Origin of the sequence: Burkholderia sp. USMB20, from assembly GCF_000949135.2 — a bacterium.
In the GTDB taxonomy this organism is placed as follows: Bacteria; Pseudomonadota; Gammaproteobacteria; order Burkholderiales; family Burkholderiaceae; genus Burkholderia.
Window position 1 is genome coordinate 1 of the sequence record NZ_JTAN02000002.1, and the last position, 14,502, is coordinate 14,502.

12 protein-coding genes and 2 pseudogenes are annotated in these 14,502 nt (G+C 64.6%); 7 read left to right on the top strand and 7 right to left on the bottom strand.

All coding sequences use genetic code 11. From position 1 onward, the window contains the following. The 3 genes and pseudogenes from PL79_RS02645 to PL79_RS36430 form a co-directional block, all read left to right on the top strand. Window positions 1-547: alpha-E domain-containing protein (locus PL79_RS02645; RefSeq protein ID WP_135800951.1), on the top strand; the 547-nt coding region annotated here is incomplete at its 5' end. Between the two features lie 8 nt (window positions 548-555). Next, the gene (locus PL79_RS02650; RefSeq protein WP_044847524.1) at window positions 556-1,359 is read left to right on the top strand and encodes a transglutaminase family protein; all 804 of its coding nucleotides are present in this window, start codon (window positions 556-558) and stop codon (window positions 1,357-1,359) included. Between the two features lie 32 nt (window positions 1,360-1,391). Beyond that, window positions 1,392-1,511 (top strand): annotated as a pseudogene (locus PL79_RS36430) (IclR family transcriptional regulator); the annotation flags it as partial. A 92-nt stretch (window positions 1,512-1,603) separates the two neighbouring features. On the opposite strand, the gene PL79_RS02655 reads toward PL79_RS36430, so the two are convergent. Continuing rightward, window positions 1,604-2,266, bottom strand: coding sequence for a LuxR family transcriptional regulator (locus tag PL79_RS02655; RefSeq protein WP_235879186.1), 663 nt, complete (start codon window positions 2,264-2,266; stop codon window positions 1,604-1,606). 325 nt (window positions 2,267-2,591) lie between these two features. On the opposite strand from PL79_RS02655, the gene PL79_RS02660 reads away from it, so the two are divergent. The 3 genes and pseudogenes from PL79_RS02660 to PL79_RS02670 all read left to right on the top strand — a co-directional run. After that, window positions 2,592-3,233 carry an acyl-homoserine-lactone synthase gene (locus PL79_RS02660; RefSeq protein WP_044847522.1) on the top strand — a complete coding sequence of 214 codons (642 nt, stop codon included), beginning with the start codon at window positions 2,592-2,594 and terminating at the stop codon, window positions 3,231-3,233. A gap of 177 nt (window positions 3,234-3,410) precedes the next feature. Next, window positions 3,411-4,703: a beta-ketoacyl-ACP synthase II gene (gene fabF, locus PL79_RS02665; protein WP_044847521.1), complete on the top strand. Its 1,293-nt coding sequence runs from the start codon at window positions 3,411-3,413 to the stop codon at window positions 4,701-4,703. A 204-nt stretch (window positions 4,704-4,907) separates the two neighbouring features. Beyond that, window positions 4,908-5,036 (top strand): annotated as a pseudogene (locus PL79_RS02670) (IS256 family transposase); the annotation flags it as partial. Between the two features lie 514 nt (window positions 5,037-5,550). Here PL79_RS02670 and PL79_RS02675 read toward each other — a convergent pair. Then, window positions 5,551-6,669: a helix-turn-helix transcriptional regulator gene (locus PL79_RS02675; RefSeq protein WP_044847520.1), complete on the bottom strand. Its 1,119-nt coding sequence runs from the start codon at window positions 6,667-6,669 to the stop codon at window positions 5,551-5,553. Window positions 6,670-6,908: 239 nt separating this feature from the next. On the opposite strand from PL79_RS02675, the gene PL79_RS02680 reads away from it, so the two are divergent. After that, window positions 6,909-8,990 (top strand): hypothetical protein, encoded by a 2,082-nt coding sequence (locus PL79_RS02680; RefSeq protein WP_044847541.1) that lies wholly within the window; start codon window positions 6,909-6,911, stop codon window positions 8,988-8,990. Window positions 8,991-9,256: 266 nt separating this feature from the next. On the opposite strand, the gene PL79_RS02690 is transcribed toward PL79_RS02680, so the two are convergent. The 5 genes from PL79_RS02690 to PL79_RS02710 all read right to left on the bottom strand — a co-directional run bounded on the left by PL79_RS02690 (window position 9,257) and on the right by PL79_RS02710 (window position 14,324). Further along, on the bottom strand, window positions 9,257-10,342 hold the full coding sequence (locus PL79_RS02690; protein WP_044847540.1) for a YncE family protein: 1,086 nt from the start codon (window positions 10,340-10,342) through the stop codon (window positions 9,257-9,259). A gap of 91 nt (window positions 10,343-10,433) precedes the next feature. Next, complete coding sequence (locus PL79_RS02695; protein ID WP_044847519.1) at window positions 10,434-11,690, bottom strand: MFS transporter; 1,257 nt, start codon at window positions 11,688-11,690, stop codon at window positions 10,434-10,436. After that, window positions 11,677-12,105: a chromate resistance protein ChrB domain-containing protein gene (locus PL79_RS02700; protein ID WP_044847518.1), complete on the bottom strand. Its 429-nt coding sequence runs from the start codon at window positions 12,103-12,105 to the stop codon at window positions 11,677-11,679. Before PL79_RS02700 ends, PL79_RS02695 begins: the two co-directional genes overlap by 14 nt. Before the next feature lie 66 nt (window positions 12,106-12,171). Continuing rightward, on the bottom strand, window positions 12,172-13,350 hold the full coding sequence (locus PL79_RS02705) for a chromate transporter (protein ID WP_044847517.1): 1,179 nt from the start codon (window positions 13,348-13,350) through the stop codon (window positions 12,172-12,174). Next, on the bottom strand, window positions 13,347-14,324 hold the full coding sequence (locus PL79_RS02710; protein ID WP_044847516.1) for a chromate resistance protein ChrB domain-containing protein: 978 nt from the start codon (window positions 14,322-14,324) through the stop codon (window positions 13,347-13,349). Before PL79_RS02710 ends, PL79_RS02705 begins: the two co-directional genes overlap by 4 nt. Window positions 14,325-14,502: the final 178 nt, after the last annotated feature.

Genomic DNA, 14,502 nt, shown 5'->3' on the forward strand with positions numbered 1-14,502 from the left:
GGTGCTCGACGAAGTGAAGCGCGAAACCGCGCTGATCCTCGGCAGCTTCTACAGCACGATGCTGCGCAACGAGATCTTCGATTTCGCGCAGATCGGCGCGTTCGTCGAGCGGGCCGACAACACCGCGCGGATCCTCGACGTGAAATACCACCTGCTGCTGCCGTCGGTGTCGCACGTGGGCACGATCCTCGATACCAACCACTGGGAATCGATCCTGCGGTCGGTCGAGGCAAACAACTCGTACCGCTGGGTGTACGGTGTGCAGTACAAGCCGCTGAACATCGCGGACTACCTGGTCCTGAACGGCCGCATGCCGCGCTCGCTGCGCTATTGCTACGGACGCGTCATGTCGAGTCTCAATTTGCTCGTGAAAGAGCATGGCATCGCTCACGCGTGCCACGGGACCGCCGCACAGACGCTCACGATGCTTTCCGACAGTACGATCGAACGAGTCTTCAAGAACGGCCTGCACGAGTTTCTGACCGGATTCATTCGGCGCAACCAGCGACTGGGGCTCGAAATCGCCCAGGCCTACAACTTCGATTGAGTACCGCAATGCATATCGGGATCACCCATACCCTGCGTTATACCGTCGACGAGCCGTTGCAGCAGGCATTGCAGCGCCTTCGATTGCGGCCGTCGTCGAATCCCGGTCAGACGGTCGGGTCCTGGGAATTGCTTGCAAACGACATGCAGCCGGCATTGTCGTACATCGACGGATTCGGCAACCATGTCGACCTTGTGTGTCACCCGAACGACCGCAAGGAGATCGTCATCGTTTCACGCGGCGAAGTGACGACGCACAACAAGGATAGTGTGTTTGGTTCTGCAGACGATCGTACGAATCCGTGGCTGTTCCTGCGCGAGTCGCCTCTCACGCGTCCCGGGGACTCGCTGATGGAGCTTGCCTCTGCCCTGAAGAGCACGCAAAACCGTCTTCTGCAACTACACGAGTTGATGGACATCGTGCACGATCGCCTCGCACCCCGGTCGGAGAATTGCGACGACGCCACCGATGCAGAAGCTGCGTGGATCAGTTCCCACGGGACCTGTCGCGACCATGCTCATGTATTCATCGCCGTGGCCCGTCGGCTCGGCATTCCCGCGCGCTTCACTTCCGGCTATCTGATAGGCGACGACGGAATCCAGGCAATCGATCATGCGTGGGCTGAAGTCTATGTCGACCATCTCGGTTGGATCGGCTTCGATCCGGCGAACAATCTCTGTCCCGACGAACACTACGTGAAACTGGCGACTGGCATCGACGCTTGCGGCGCCGCGCCGGTCACCTGCATCCAGTCGAACTCGGGCGCTGAAACGCTGACCGCGGAGATTGCGGTCACACTGTCGGCCCGGTGAGTCGATCGACGGAAATTTCAGTACTCGCACCGATGACGCAAACGACCCGCAGCCTGCTATCGGGCTGCGACTTGCCGGATTCGATCGACGCTATCGACTGCTATCGCGCACCCGCGCTCGACAAGGGCCTCGACATTCTCGAACGCCTGGCGTCGGCTACCGGTTGTAACGCGCCTTGCCCCCCAGTGAGCAGGACCAACGCGCTGCTTCGCTATTCAGCGAGTGAGCGACGAAGCAAATGACGTCAGAACAAGAGCCCCAGCATTGCCGCCTTGACCGCGGCCTCGGTCTTGTTGGCCGAATTCAATTTGCGCATCGCATTGACGAGGTGAAATTTCACGGTCCGCTCGTCGACAGACATGATCTTGCCAATCTCGGAGTAGGTTTTCCCCGCGGCGGACCATTGCAACGCCTCGCGCTCGCGTGCCGTCAACTCGACGGCATATTCGGGCGCAAGCTGCGCAAGCAGATGCATGCTCATCGCGCAGTTGGCGATGTTCGCGAGCCATGACATCTGGTATCCCTTTTCCGCGAGTTCACTCTCCTCGATCGGCTCGCCCGATCGCACCATGGTCACGAGTCCGATCGCCCCGGTGCGGCTGATGGATGGCATGCACCAGCCGTGGCGCAAGCCGAAGTGCTCCGCTTCGTCCCAGAATTCGACGTTTTGTGTCTGGCTGTCGGCGCGCCAGATCAGGGGTGTCAGGTGACTGAGCCCATGCCGGACCGTCGGATCGACGGCAAAATAGTTTTGGCTCACATAGCGCTCGACCCACGTCTCCGGATAGTTGGACTGCAGCATGAACCGCGGATGACTCACCGGCAACGGAACGCGCAGACCGAACGAACAGTACTCGAATCCAAGTGCTCGCACGTCTGCCGTGAACTCCAGAAACACGTCAGCCACGGATTTTTCCCCAGCGTATCCATTCAGATACTTCTCTGTCCAGGCCTGCATATCATTACCTTTTTGGTCAATCTTGTCCCTAAAGGGGCTGTATTTCGTGGTTGGTGCGCTGATCGATTTTTTATAAATTATTCAAGGATCGTCGTCAATATTTGAGATATCGAGCGGCAAGCATGGTGTCGGATACTGAATTGTTATCTGGCGGCGGGTGTTGAAGTGGCGTCCAGACGTCTGCCACCTGCCCATTCGGGCAGCTTTTTCGTCTTTTCAATTTCGGGTCCAATCGCGCCTAACAATTCTGAAGATAAGAGAGAGGGCATTCGCGATGCTGACTTTATTGTCGGGAAAAAGCGCTGATTTGAGTCACGAGACGATGTATCGACTTGCGAAGTTTCGGCATAAGGTCTTCATACAGGAACTCGGCTGGTCGTTGCCTACGGACGATGGCATCGAATTTGACGACTTCGATCACGCGGCCCCCCTTTATGTCGTCGCTTTCGACCGCAGCGGCGAAATCGTCGGTTGCGGCCGGTTGTTGCCGACCGACGAGCCTTATCTGCTGGGTGAGGTTTTTCCGGATTTGATGGGCGGTGCTTCCCTTCCCAGTACGCGCAATGTGTGGGAACTGTCCCGCTTCGCGATGAGCATGCCGAGCGGCGAGCCGTTGACGGCGGAAGAATCGTGGCAAAACACGCGCTCCCTGATGTCCGAAATCGTCCGTGTCGCGCACGCACATGGCGCCGACCGTCTCATTGCATTCTCGGTGCTCGGCAACGAACGGCTTCTGAAGCGCATGGGCGTCAATGTGCATCGCGCTGCGCCGCCGCAAATGATCGAAGGCAAGCCGACCTTGCCGTTCTGGATCGAGATAGATCAACAAACGCGCGCAGCGCTGAACCTCGACGCGTTGGAGTACGACGTGCCGCTCAACATGTCGCGCAGTGCGCATGTGTCGCACGCGTTCTGACGAGCGCAGCGAATTCGCGACGCGCATCGGGAAGGTCCAGGGTCCGCCGCGAGTCGGGCGGCCCCGGCTCTCTCCTGAAGTGGCTCGGCGCAATACAGCATTACTAAAGGTGTGCCTGAAGATGAACGGCTTTAACGATGTGGGTCAGCTGGTCCTGGTCCGTGAGGGGAAGGTGAAATGACGCTTCGAGTGGTGGTAACCGGTATTGGCATTGTGTCCCCGCTGGGTTGCGGTAAGGAATTGGTGTGGCAGCGCCTGATCGGAGGCGGCTCCGGGCTTCGCCGGCTCGGTGACGACATCGTCGGTGAACTGTCCGCCAAGGTCGGCGGGACCGTCCAGGGGAAGGCCGACGATCCCGACGGCGGTTTCGATCCGGAACTCTCGGTGCCGAACAAGGAACTGAGGAAGATGGACCGCTTCATCCAGATGGCGATGGTCGCTGCAGACGAGGCGCTCGCGGAAGCCGGATGGGCTCCGCAAGCCGAGCATCAGCGCGAGCGGACAGCGACGGTCGTGGCGTCGGGCATCGGTGGGTTTCCCGGGCTGGCGGAGGCGGTCAGGATCGGCGAGACGCGTGGCGTGCGGCGGTTGTCGCCGTTCACCATTCCGTTCTTTCTCTCGAATCTGGCGGCCGGCCAGATTTCGATCAAGCATCAGTTCCGTGGGCCCCTCGGCTGTCCGGTGACGGCCTGTGCGGCGAGCGTGCAGGCGATCGGCGACGCGATGCGCATGATCCGGACCGGTGAGGCCGATGTCGTGCTGGCGGGCGGTGCCGAAGCCGCATTCGACAAGGTCAGCCTGGGCGGATTCGCGGCGGCGCGAGCGTTGTCGACCGGCTTCGGCGATCAGCCGATTCGCGCTTCGCGCCCGTTCGACCGCGATCGTGACGGATTTGTCATGGGCGAGGGAGCGGCCATGCTCGTGGTCGAGTCCCTGGACCATGCCCTCGCACGTGGCGCCCGACCGATCGCGGAAATCATCGGGTACGGAACCACGGCGGACGCCTATCACATGACCGCCGGTCCCGACGACGGATCCGGCGCGATGCGAGCGATGAAGCTGGCCCTGGCGATGGGCGAAATCGCCCCGGAGCAGGTCGACTACGTCAATGCGCATGCGACATCGACGCCGGTCGGCGACGCCGGCGAAATCGAGGCGCTGAAGACTGTCTTCGGCGTGGGCGCAGGCCCGGCGATTTCCTCGACCAAGTCGGCAACCGGGCATTTGCTCGGGGCGGCGGGCGCCATCGAAGCGGCGTTTTCCATTCTCGCGCTCCGGGATGGCGTGTTGCCCGGAACGCTGAATCTCGAGCACCCCGACGAAGCCGCGGCCGGACTTGACCTGATCGGGCCTTCCGCACGGCGCGTTCCCGTCGAGATCGCACTGTCCAACGGGTTCGGGTTTGGCGGCGTCAATGCATCGGTGCTGTTTAAACGCTACCCGCCGGATAGATCAGCAGGGTCGCATTGACTGCACACCAACAGGGTTTGCGCATGCTTCTGATTTCGTAAGTATTACGAATAGTTAGCGTTCGACGCCATGCTATGGCGCCGCCAGCGCTCCATCGGTTCGATGGTGAGTCGCGGGCCGATCCAGCCGTGCGCCAGACGTGCTGTCCGCCCCCTCAGCCTCGCGCACCACGCCTGGATCCGCCGCAGGCGCAAATGTCGGCACGCGCTCGTGCCGATCCGGTTGGCCTTGCGCAACGTCGTTGCCAAGTGGACAGGCTCCCGGCACGCCTGGAGAAGCGTGATGCCGCAGCTTGCATTGCTTTACCCGGAACGACTCAGCATCGGAGTCTGAGTTTTAACCCGCCTCACACACGAAATTCCGGATACCTCCCATACCAAATCACCCCGGCCGCCGTGCTGGCCGTGGCCGAGCACTCATCTGTTCGCCGTCCTGCTGGAACGGACGCCATTGGGGCAATTGGAGCGGCCCTGAAACACCGGGAATATGGCCGGCATGTGTGCAGCGAGTGTGCACACCAGCCGTCTCGCCGTCGCGCTCCGCGACAGCCGATCGGAGGTCGGCATGGCCGCGTCGGCGAGCGAGTGGGACAGGAACTGAAATCAAAAAAGGCCCCGACAATGGCCGTGAAACTTGCCGGGGCTAACGAACCATGCAAATTGCATGGGACGAGGAAGTATCGCGTCCATCGTATAGCCGCCAATGATTTAGCAGCACCACCGAGTTCCGACGAATTCTCATCGGGTTCAGCCAAGATCCTGCTCAAGGAACGCGGATGTCCTCCACCGACAAGCTTAAAAAATGCCAAAGCGTTTTGACCGCTGCCCCGCTCGCCGTTTTCGACGTATCAATTCGTGAGCTTGTGTTGCGGTAGGACCCACAGCATCCGTCCGACCGCTTCAGCCTGATTCCGCGAGTGGGTCTTTTCATAGATCGCACGCAACTGGCTGCGAACCGTCGCAAGCGACACGCCGGCGCTCGCCGCACATTCGTCGGGCGTCTTGCCGCTGATCAACGCTTCGGCGACCGCGGCTTCGGCGCTCGACAAGCCGAACGATTGCCGCAGCTGTTGTGCGACGACGAGCGGGGCGCCGCTGCGTCGCCTGACCGTGATCAGTATCGTCGCATCGCCGAACGTGGCATGGAGCGCCTGTCCGGACAATGCCGCGATGCCGAGAAAAATCTCGTGCGCCGCGGCCAACGTGCCGGACAGGGCAAGGCTCTCGCTCTTGCGGGTCTTCGCGACGCGCGCCAGCGCCGCCTTGAGCGCCTCGTTTTGAGGCGCGCTCGTCGCGCTCAGGTGCCCGTTCTCGAGCTTGAGGCAGGTGGTGGCGCGCAGCATCGACTCGGCCGCCCGGTTGACGAACTGGACGCGCGCGTGCCGGTCCAGCGCAAAGACGGCGAGGCCCAGTTCCTCCATCAGTTCGGCGCCGAGCGTGGCGTCGCGATGCAGCACTCGCGCGTCTTGCCACAGGTTGATCGAGCGCTGCAGATGCCCGGCCATACCGGTCAGGGTCGCGCGTTCTTCTGAAGAATAGGGTGTGCGGCCGTGCGCGCGCAGTAACCCGAGCAGAATGTTGTCGCTGCCGGGGCGCGCGAAGCGAATCCCCATCAGGTAGCGAAATCCCGACGGAATCTGATAGTCCTGGAAGAACTCGCTGCGTTCGACGTCGCGCTCGGTCAGGTGATCCTGACAACAAACGAATTCGCCGAGCGGTGCGTTCTCGACGAAGCCGCGGCGCGGATCGAGCGCGCCGTAATACTGATCGTAGAGCGCGATGATCTCGTCGAATTCCGCGCGCGGCGAATAGATCGAGAATTTCGGGGCATTGCGCGCGACGTCCCAACTGAACATGTGAAATACGTCCGCGCCGAGCGATTCGGATACCCGGTGAAAAACTTCGAGAAAACCGTCCGGATGCAGCGCGGCCTCATAGAGGTCCCCGATGAGTTGGTCTCGTTGCATGTGTTCACCCCGTCGCTTCGCGATCTTCGTATTCTGATTTTGTCTGACGATATTGCTTCGAATACCGAATTTTTTTCAGGCTAACACAGGTTATTTGCATTTCATGCCCTGTTATTTCCCGATTTTCATCCACCTGAATGATGATCGAGAAAATCGTCTTTGCGAGAATCCTCGCCATTCAGCGTGCACGCGCAATGTATGTGACACGCATCAACCAGAAGGGGCTCGGGGGAAACGCAATGAAACTCACACCTGTCGTATCCGGTATTGCAGTGCTTGTCCTGTCGGCTTGTGGCGGCGGCAGCGATTCCTCCTCGCCACCCGCACCGCCCGCCGCGCAGACGGTCAGCGGGGTCGCGGCCGCCGGCGCCGCGATGCAGGCCGCCACCGTGAAACTGGTCGATGCGACCGGCAAAGCGGTCGACTGCCCGGCCGATGCGTCGACCGGCGCGTTTCATTGCACGGTGACCGGCCTGACCGCGCCTTTCGCGTTGTCCGCATACGGCAACGTCGCCGACTCGCAGGCCACGCTGATCGCACTCAGCGCCACGGCCGGCACGCAGACGATCAACATCACGCCGATCACGAACGCGATCGCCGCCACGATCGTCGGCGACAACCCGACCAAGCTGCTGGCCGACACCGGTTTGCTGCAAAGCAAGGTCACGGCCCAGGCCGTCGCCAGCACGGTGCAAGCCTATTCGTCGGCGCTGGCCGACCTGCTGGCCGCCACCGGCAATGCGGGCGTCGACCTGATTTCCGGCCCGTTGACGGCGGGCGCGCCGGGTCTCGACCGGCTGCTCGACCAGATCAAGATCAACGTCCTGCCGGATGGCGGCGTCCAGATCAGCTCGGTGGCGGGCGCGTCCAGCGATACGCCGGTGCAGCTTCAGCTCGCGCCCGGCGTCGCGCCGCAGGCGAGCGACAAGGCCAGCCTGCCGGCCGCCGCGACCATCAATGGCGCGGTGGTGTCGAACCTGCCGAGCGCCAGCGATCTGGCGGCATTGCAGAGCGCGCTCAACCAGTGCTTCGCCGGTTCGACCGGCGCTGCGCGCACGGGCGGCAGCGTATCGGCATGCGGCCGGATCTTCGTCGACGACGTCGCGTCCGGCGCGCTGAATGCAGGCGTGCCTTCCGCGTACCTCAACAACGGGATGTCGGTCGACCAGGAGTTCGGCGCGCCGGCAGGCGGCACGCCGGGCATCGTGGCCGACGATGCGATGAACAACGCGAGCTTCAGCTTGCCGGAAGTCATCCGCGTCGTTGCCAGCGACACGATGTGGGTCAAGCTCGCGTGGACGCGCAGCGACGGGATTCGCGACGGCATGCAGCAGCATGTACAGCTCGCGGTGCGGGCGGGCAGTCTCGCAAACGGCGATACCGGCTGGCGCGTGGTCGGCAATCAGCGCGCGGTACTGAGCAAGGTCAATGCGAACGCACAGAAGTGGGACTGGCTGAATCCGGCCAATCCGTCGACGGGGACCAACGCGTTCGTCGATTCGCTCAACCTGCAGGTGGGTGCCGTCGACGCGGCCGGCACCGCGGTGGACTTCGCGATCGTCAACGGCCCCGGCTTGCGCAACGGCGTGTTTCTCCAGCCGTCGAGCGGGACCTGCGACACGCTGAACATCCGCGCGCAGATCGCAAGCGGGCAGACGCCGGCGCAACTCGCCGCACTGGCAAAGAACCCGCAGTGCCGCAACAACTTCCGTCTGGCCGGCGTCGCGCAGGACCCGGCCAACCAGGGCCTGTTCACGTGGCCCGGCGACGCGCCGCGCAACAATACCGCATGGGCGAAGCCGCAACTGAGCACCGCGGAGCTGGCCGACATCAAGCCGTTCAGCGCCTATACGATCGACATCTACCAGAACGGCAACACGTCGACGCCGGCCCGGCACTACACGGTCCGGCTGCGTACGCCGTCGCCGTCGCCCGACGCGCTGCGCCAGTACGCGTGGCACGATCTGGCGCAGTCCACGCGCGACAAGCTGACGCCGGGCTCCGCCAGCACGTTCGCGGGCGGCGCGACCTTCCCGCTCGGCTGGACGTCGAAATCGGGTCTGCCGTTCGTCAAACGCGGCAACGTGCAGATTCGCGCAACCGCGGCCGGGCAGCCGGCGGCGACGTTCGTCAACGGTTCGGCATCGGCGTCGCCGGTCCAGCCGGGCGCCTCGGTCACGCTCAACGTGCCGGGCGACCAGGGCGTCGCGTTCCCGTCGGTGGCCGGCTGGACGGGCAGCGCGGACTTCTCGTTCGTGAACTTGAGCTGGTCCGACCCGGTCGACACGCTCTTCACCGAGGCCTTCGAGTACGACCGGTAACAGGCAGCCGGGTGAATGCGTCCGGCGAGCGTCGGCCGGCGGGGCGATGCGTCGTCCCGCCGGCGGGCAACGATCAGCCTGGCCGAGCGCGACGTGTTTTCGTTCGACGGAGAACGCCGCGACCGGATCGTGGGCGGCGTGCCGGCGAGAATCGGTTCGGCCTGACGCGCGGCGGCGGCGCCGACAACCGACAGGCTGCCGATCGTGTCAAATCGAACCGGACGAGATACTGCGCGACGACGGATGCCGCCGATCATGCTCGCCCGTTACGTTCCTGCACCCGGCGGCACCGTGCCGGCCGGCTTTGCCACGCTCCCGGCTTCCATCACGCGCAGCACCGGCCGGCCGCCGACATCCTTCAGCGGAAAATACGAGCGATGCGTGCCCGGATCGACAGCGACGACGTGCGCATTCGGCCCGAGCCGGCCTTCACCGATCTTGGCAACGCTCCGGCCCCGGACGCTGAACATCGAAACGATGCCGGCTTCACCCGCAACATAGAGCACGTCCGACGCCGAATCGAACGCCAGCACGTCCGGGCCGCCGCCGATGTCGAACGCGCGGACGATGTGCCGTGCGCGCATATCGAAGACGAGGAGCGCGTCGTTGTCCTCGCACGCGATGAAGGCGAGGCCGGCGCGCGGCTCGATCAGCAATCCGTGATTGCCTTTCGCACCCGGCAAGTCGAAACGGTCGACGACACGGTCGGTCGCCGGATCGATTTCGACGAGCTGGCGCCGCGTCTGAACGTTCACGAAGATGTGTCGGGAAACCGGGTCGTACTGCGTGTTGCCGGCTTCGCCGTCGAGCGGGATCGTCGCGACGCGCCGGTTGCTCCGGACATCGATGACCGTCTCCGTTTTTCCGTATTCGTCGGATACGTACAGCTTGTGCAGGTCGGCCGCATAGGCCATGCCGTCGGGATAATGCCCGCCCGGCATGCGCGCGACGATTTTCAGCGTCGCGGCGTCGATCGCGACGATCTCGTCGGAGCCGGTCGCAGACGCGTAGATGCGCGACAGCGCCGGCACGGCAAGCACGCCATGTACCGACGATACGCCTGCGATCCGGGCGGTCACGCGCGATGCATGCGTATCGAAAGCGATCACTTCGCCGTCGCCGAGGTGAGCGATGAAGAGCAGGTTGCGGCTCGGGTCCAGGCTTGCGTAGTCGAGTCGTGTCGCGCGGCCCGGCAACGCGATGTCCGCGACATGCTTCAGCGGCAGGGCGCCGGTCGAGGCGTCTTCGCCCGCGGCGAAGACCCGGTGAATCGGCAGGCCCGACGTGCCGAGCCCGCCTAATAGCGCGACGAGCAGCGGCAGGCCGTAGCGCCAGCGTCCAGGATCCTTCATGATTGCCTCCCGCGACGGCCGCCACCGCATTGGCGCGGCGGCATCGCTTTGCACGGTTCCCCGCTCGTTCGCTGTTCGACGGTGGCCGCGCTTACCGTGCCCGGCCGTCGTCCGGTTCGACGTGGCGAAACGCTGCGAGCAGCGAAAGGTCGTACGCGATCTTCAGCGCGCCGCATGCGACCAGCGGCGCACCGAGCCAGCCGAGACCGAACAGGCCGCCGGCCAAGGTCGGCGCGACAGCGGCCGCGAGGCTGCGCGGGACGGATGTAAAACTGGCCGCTGCCGGTCGCTCCGCCGGCGTGACGACCGCCATCACATAGGCGGTTCGGGTCGGGACATCCATTTGCGACAGCGCGCTTCGCATCAGCAACAGCGTCAACGTCAGCGGCAACGACGGCGCGAGCGCGGCGCCGATCAGGCAGACGCTCGACGGAATATGCGTGAACACCATCGTGTTCAGCAGGCCGATCCTGCGCGACAGCGGCGCGGCCGCGAGCTGCGAGCCGGCCGAGAGCAGGCCCGCCCAGAAGAAGAACTGGCCGGCAGCCGCGATCGAGAGCCCGAAGCGCTGCATCAACCACAGCGACAGCAGCGAGTTGACGACGAGACCGCCCGCGAATGCGTCGACGCTGAACAGCATCGCCAGCCGCACGACGATCGGGCGTGACGGGCCGAGCGGGGGCGCTGCCTGCGCAGCGCGAACTGCCTGGCGCGGCAGCCGCCGATACAGCATGCAGACGACGACACCGGTGGCCGCATAGACCAGAAACATGCCGCGCATCGCGCCCAGCGTCGAGATTCCGGTATGTGACGCAACCGCGATCGGCAGGCCTGCCGCGAGGGATCCGAGCGCTGCCGATACGGCGCCGACGAGGCTGTAGCGGGCGAACAGCGCCGTGCGAGCGTCGCCGTCGGCGGCTTGCGCCAGGCGCGACTGTTCGAGCGGCAGAAACACGCTGACGTCGCCGGAACTCGGATTGAGCGTGCCGGCGAAGGCGACGACGAACAGCGGCCACCACGTGGAGACGCTCGCGAAGCCGATGCCCGTCGCCGCCATCAGTGCCGCCGCGAGCGTCAGCATGCGGCGCTGCGTGAAGCGGCTCGCGAGCATGCCGACCGCGATCGTCGCGATCGCGGAACCCGTCAACGTCGTGGTGCCGATCAGGCCGACATCCAGTTGCGACAGCCCGAGCGACAGCAGATACGCGGGCAGCAGCACGGCAATGAATCCATCGCAGAAACCGCGCATGCCGCGGCTGGCGAGGATGAGCCATGCGGCCTTGTCCGCGCCCGCCGGCAGCATCCGGCTGGCGAGCGTCGACGCGCGGCGGCTGCTAGGGACGTGCATCACGCCGGCACCACGCGTAGAGCGCGTCGTACATCACCATGCCGTGCCGCAGTTGCTCGTGATCGTCGGCGAAGTGTCCGGACAGGCCGATCGAGATCGCGTACAGCCCGGCCGATTCCGGCGCAAGATCGAGCCGTCCGGTATCGGCGCCGCGCACGATCGCGGCGAGCTTGAGCAGCGCCGGGGCGTCGAGCCGGTACCGGTCGAGAAACGCATCGAAGCTGCAGCGTTCACCATGGTGGCCCAGCTCGACGCCCGGCACGTCGTAGGGCACCGCGCCCGTTTCGTCCGCCAGTCGCAGGACGTCCGGACCCGGGACGTAGAGAAATTCCGGCGCATCGTCGATGAACCGCGCAATCAGCCACGGACATGCGATGCGGTCGACCTTCGGCCGTTCGCGCGTAATCCATTTCACGGCACGCCTCCTGTATGGCGGACGAACGTCGTCCGATGCGTCATGGCCGCCTCCCGGCAATGCGGCTCAATGATGGAGCAGCGGGTAGGCCACGAGCCCGACGAGCGCGGCAGCCGTGACGACGACCGGCTCCTGCAACTTCTTGAAACGCCACAGCAGCAGCACGGTCGCGACCGCGAGCAGCGCGGTCGGCAGGTCGACGATCGAGCGTTTCGCGATGACGAGGACGGAGCCGGTGATCGCCCCGACGGCTGCGGCGGTGATGCCGTCGACGAACGCCTTGACGCCCGGACGGTGCCCGTACTTCTTCACGTAAGGCGCGGGGATGACCGTGAACAGATAGCAAGGCAGGAACGTGCCGAGTGCGGCGACGAGTGCGCCCGGGAAGCCCGCCACCAGATACCCGATGAAGCCGACCGTGATCACGACCGGGCCGGGCGTGATCATCGCGACCGCCACGGCATCCACGAACTGCTTGTCGTTCAGCCAGTGATGTTCGGTGACGACGCCGCCATAAAGGAACGGCACGATCGCCAGCCCGGAGCCGAACACGAACGCGCCGGCCTTCATGAAGAACGCGCCGATCTGAACGAGCTGCGGCAGGTCGATGCCGCTCAATATGCCGCTGGCTGCCGGCAGGTTGGCGGCGGCAACCGCGTTCAGCCCGCCGCGCTGCAGCCACTTGGGCGGGGCACGCCACAGCCAGCCGACCAGGCCCGCGACCACGAACAGCCATGCGATTTCCGATTCCGTGATGAAGGTCACGGCGGCAAGCGTGACGAAGATCGCCCAGAGCAGCTTGTCGTGGCCGACGGTTTTCGTCGTGAGCTTGTAGGCGCTCATCGCGATGATGCCGACCACCGCGGCGCCGACGCCGTAGAAGACGGCCTGCATCCAGGACAGCCCGCCGAAATGTGAGTACGCGAAGCCGAGCGCAACCACCATCAGGAACGACGGCAGCACGAACGCGAAGCCGACGAGCGTCGCGCCGAGCAGGCGGTAGTGCACGAAGCCCAGATAGATCGCGAGCTGGGCCGCCATCGGCCCCGGTGCGAGCTGGGCCAGCGTGAGCCCTTCCTTGTAGTCGGCTTCCGTGATCCAGCCGCGACGTTCGACCAGGTCTCGACGCATGTAGCCTGCGAGCGCGACCGGCCCGCCGAAGCCGAACGTGCCGAGACGCAGCATGTAGGCGACCAGCTGGCCAAGCGAGTAGGTCGGTTCGGTGGTGGCGATGGAGGTGGTCATGATCTGGCCGCGGTGTGGTTTTTGCCGTTCGACGTGAAGTGTGCGTACAGGGCGTCGAGCACGGCGCCCATCTGCTCGAGCAACCGGTCGTCGTTCTCTGCCTGCTGGCGCGTGCCGGCCATCACGGCCTCGAAGCCGATCGCTTCGGGCGCCGCGGGGCCGCCCACGTCGAGCGCATGCACGATTTCGCCGAGCCGCATCAGCGCGGGGTCGTTGTCGAGCCCGAAACTCGCCAGCAGCACCTCGAATGTCACGCGCTCGCCGACATGCGTAAACGTCGCGCCGTCGAAATCGAAGCCCAGCGCGTCGGCCGGGCAATCCGCCGGCGACGCGAGCCAGACGAAGCGGGCGCGCGCGTCGATGAAGCGGCGGATCAGCCAGGCACTGGCGACGCGATCGACCCACATTCGCTGCCGCGTCGCCCAGGTGCGGCCCTGAAATTCGCCGATCGCCAGCGGCCGGATCGCGCGGTCCGCGGCGTGCGGTTCACCCGGCGACAGCACGGTGTCGACCAGCGCGACGAAATCCTGCAGCGCGACTTCGGCGCGGGTGGCCGAGTCGCCCGGGAAATAGTCGATCGCACGGATGGCGTCGAAATCCTTGCGCATGCGGCGCAGCAAGCGCGTCAGTTCCGAGGCCGACTGTCCGGCGAGGGTCTTGCGGGCGTCCGCAAGGGCCTGGATAAAGGCGGCGTCGTCTTCCCCGCGATCGAAGAGCGCGCGGAATTCCCGCTCCTGCGACGCATCGAGACTCGGCGCGCGCAACAGGTGAGCGCTGCCGCCGCTGTCGGCAATCGCGTCCGCGAGCTCGCGCAGCATCCGTTCATGCGCTTCCGACTGGGGCAGCAGGTAGACGCCGTCGCGCAGCACCGCGCAGCCTTTTGCCTTGAGCGCGCGCCAGAACCGCATGCGAGCCGTCGCGTTCTGCGTGGGAAGGGTCAGCACGAGGAGCGACCAGGTCGTGAGTGAATTCATGTAGCAAATGCTACTCATGCATTACGACTTCTACAAGTTAACTTTGGCGGCGGCTGCGGTGACTGGCGGCGGGGCGGCCTGCGAGGCGCGCGTCATTCGTCTGGTTTTTTCCGGAAAATACCCCCTCCCCCTATAGGGAAACGCGATTTGATATATAGTCCCCCCCGGTATATGAAAG

What these genes read in the sequence shown, in the direction of transcription:
- PL79_RS02650 (WP_044847524.1), top strand. Translation starts at nt 556, where the DNA reads ATGCATATCGGGATCACCCATACCCTGCGTTATACCGTCGACGAGCCG.
- PL79_RS02660 (WP_044847522.1), top strand. Translation starts at nt 2,592, where the DNA reads ATGCTGACTTTATTGTCGGGAAAAAGCGCTGATTTGAGTCACGAGACG.
- fabF (WP_044847521.1), top strand. Translation starts at nt 3,411, where the DNA reads ATGACGCTTCGAGTGGTGGTAACCGGTATTGGCATTGTGTCCCCGCTG.
- PL79_RS02675 (WP_044847520.1), bottom strand. Translation starts at nt 6,669, where the DNA reads ATGCAACGAGACCAACTCATCGGGGACCTCTATGAGGCCGCGCTGCAT.
- PL79_RS02680 (WP_044847541.1), top strand. Translation starts at nt 6,909, where the DNA reads ATGAAACTCACACCTGTCGTATCCGGTATTGCAGTGCTTGTCCTGTCG.
- PL79_RS02690 (WP_044847540.1), bottom strand. Translation starts at nt 10,342, where the DNA reads ATGAAGGATCCTGGACGCTGGCGCTACGGCCTGCCGCTGCTCGTCGCG.
- PL79_RS02695 (WP_044847519.1), bottom strand. Translation starts at nt 11,690, where the DNA reads ATGCACGTCCCTAGCAGCCGCCGCGCGTCGACGCTCGCCAGCCGGATG.
- PL79_RS02705 (WP_044847517.1), bottom strand. Translation starts at nt 13,350, where the DNA reads ATGACCACCTCCATCGCCACCACCGAACCGACCTACTCGCTTGGCCAG.
- PL79_RS02710 (WP_044847516.1), bottom strand. Translation starts at nt 14,324, where the DNA reads ATGAATTCACTCACGACCTGGTCGCTCCTCGTGCTGACCCTTCCCACG.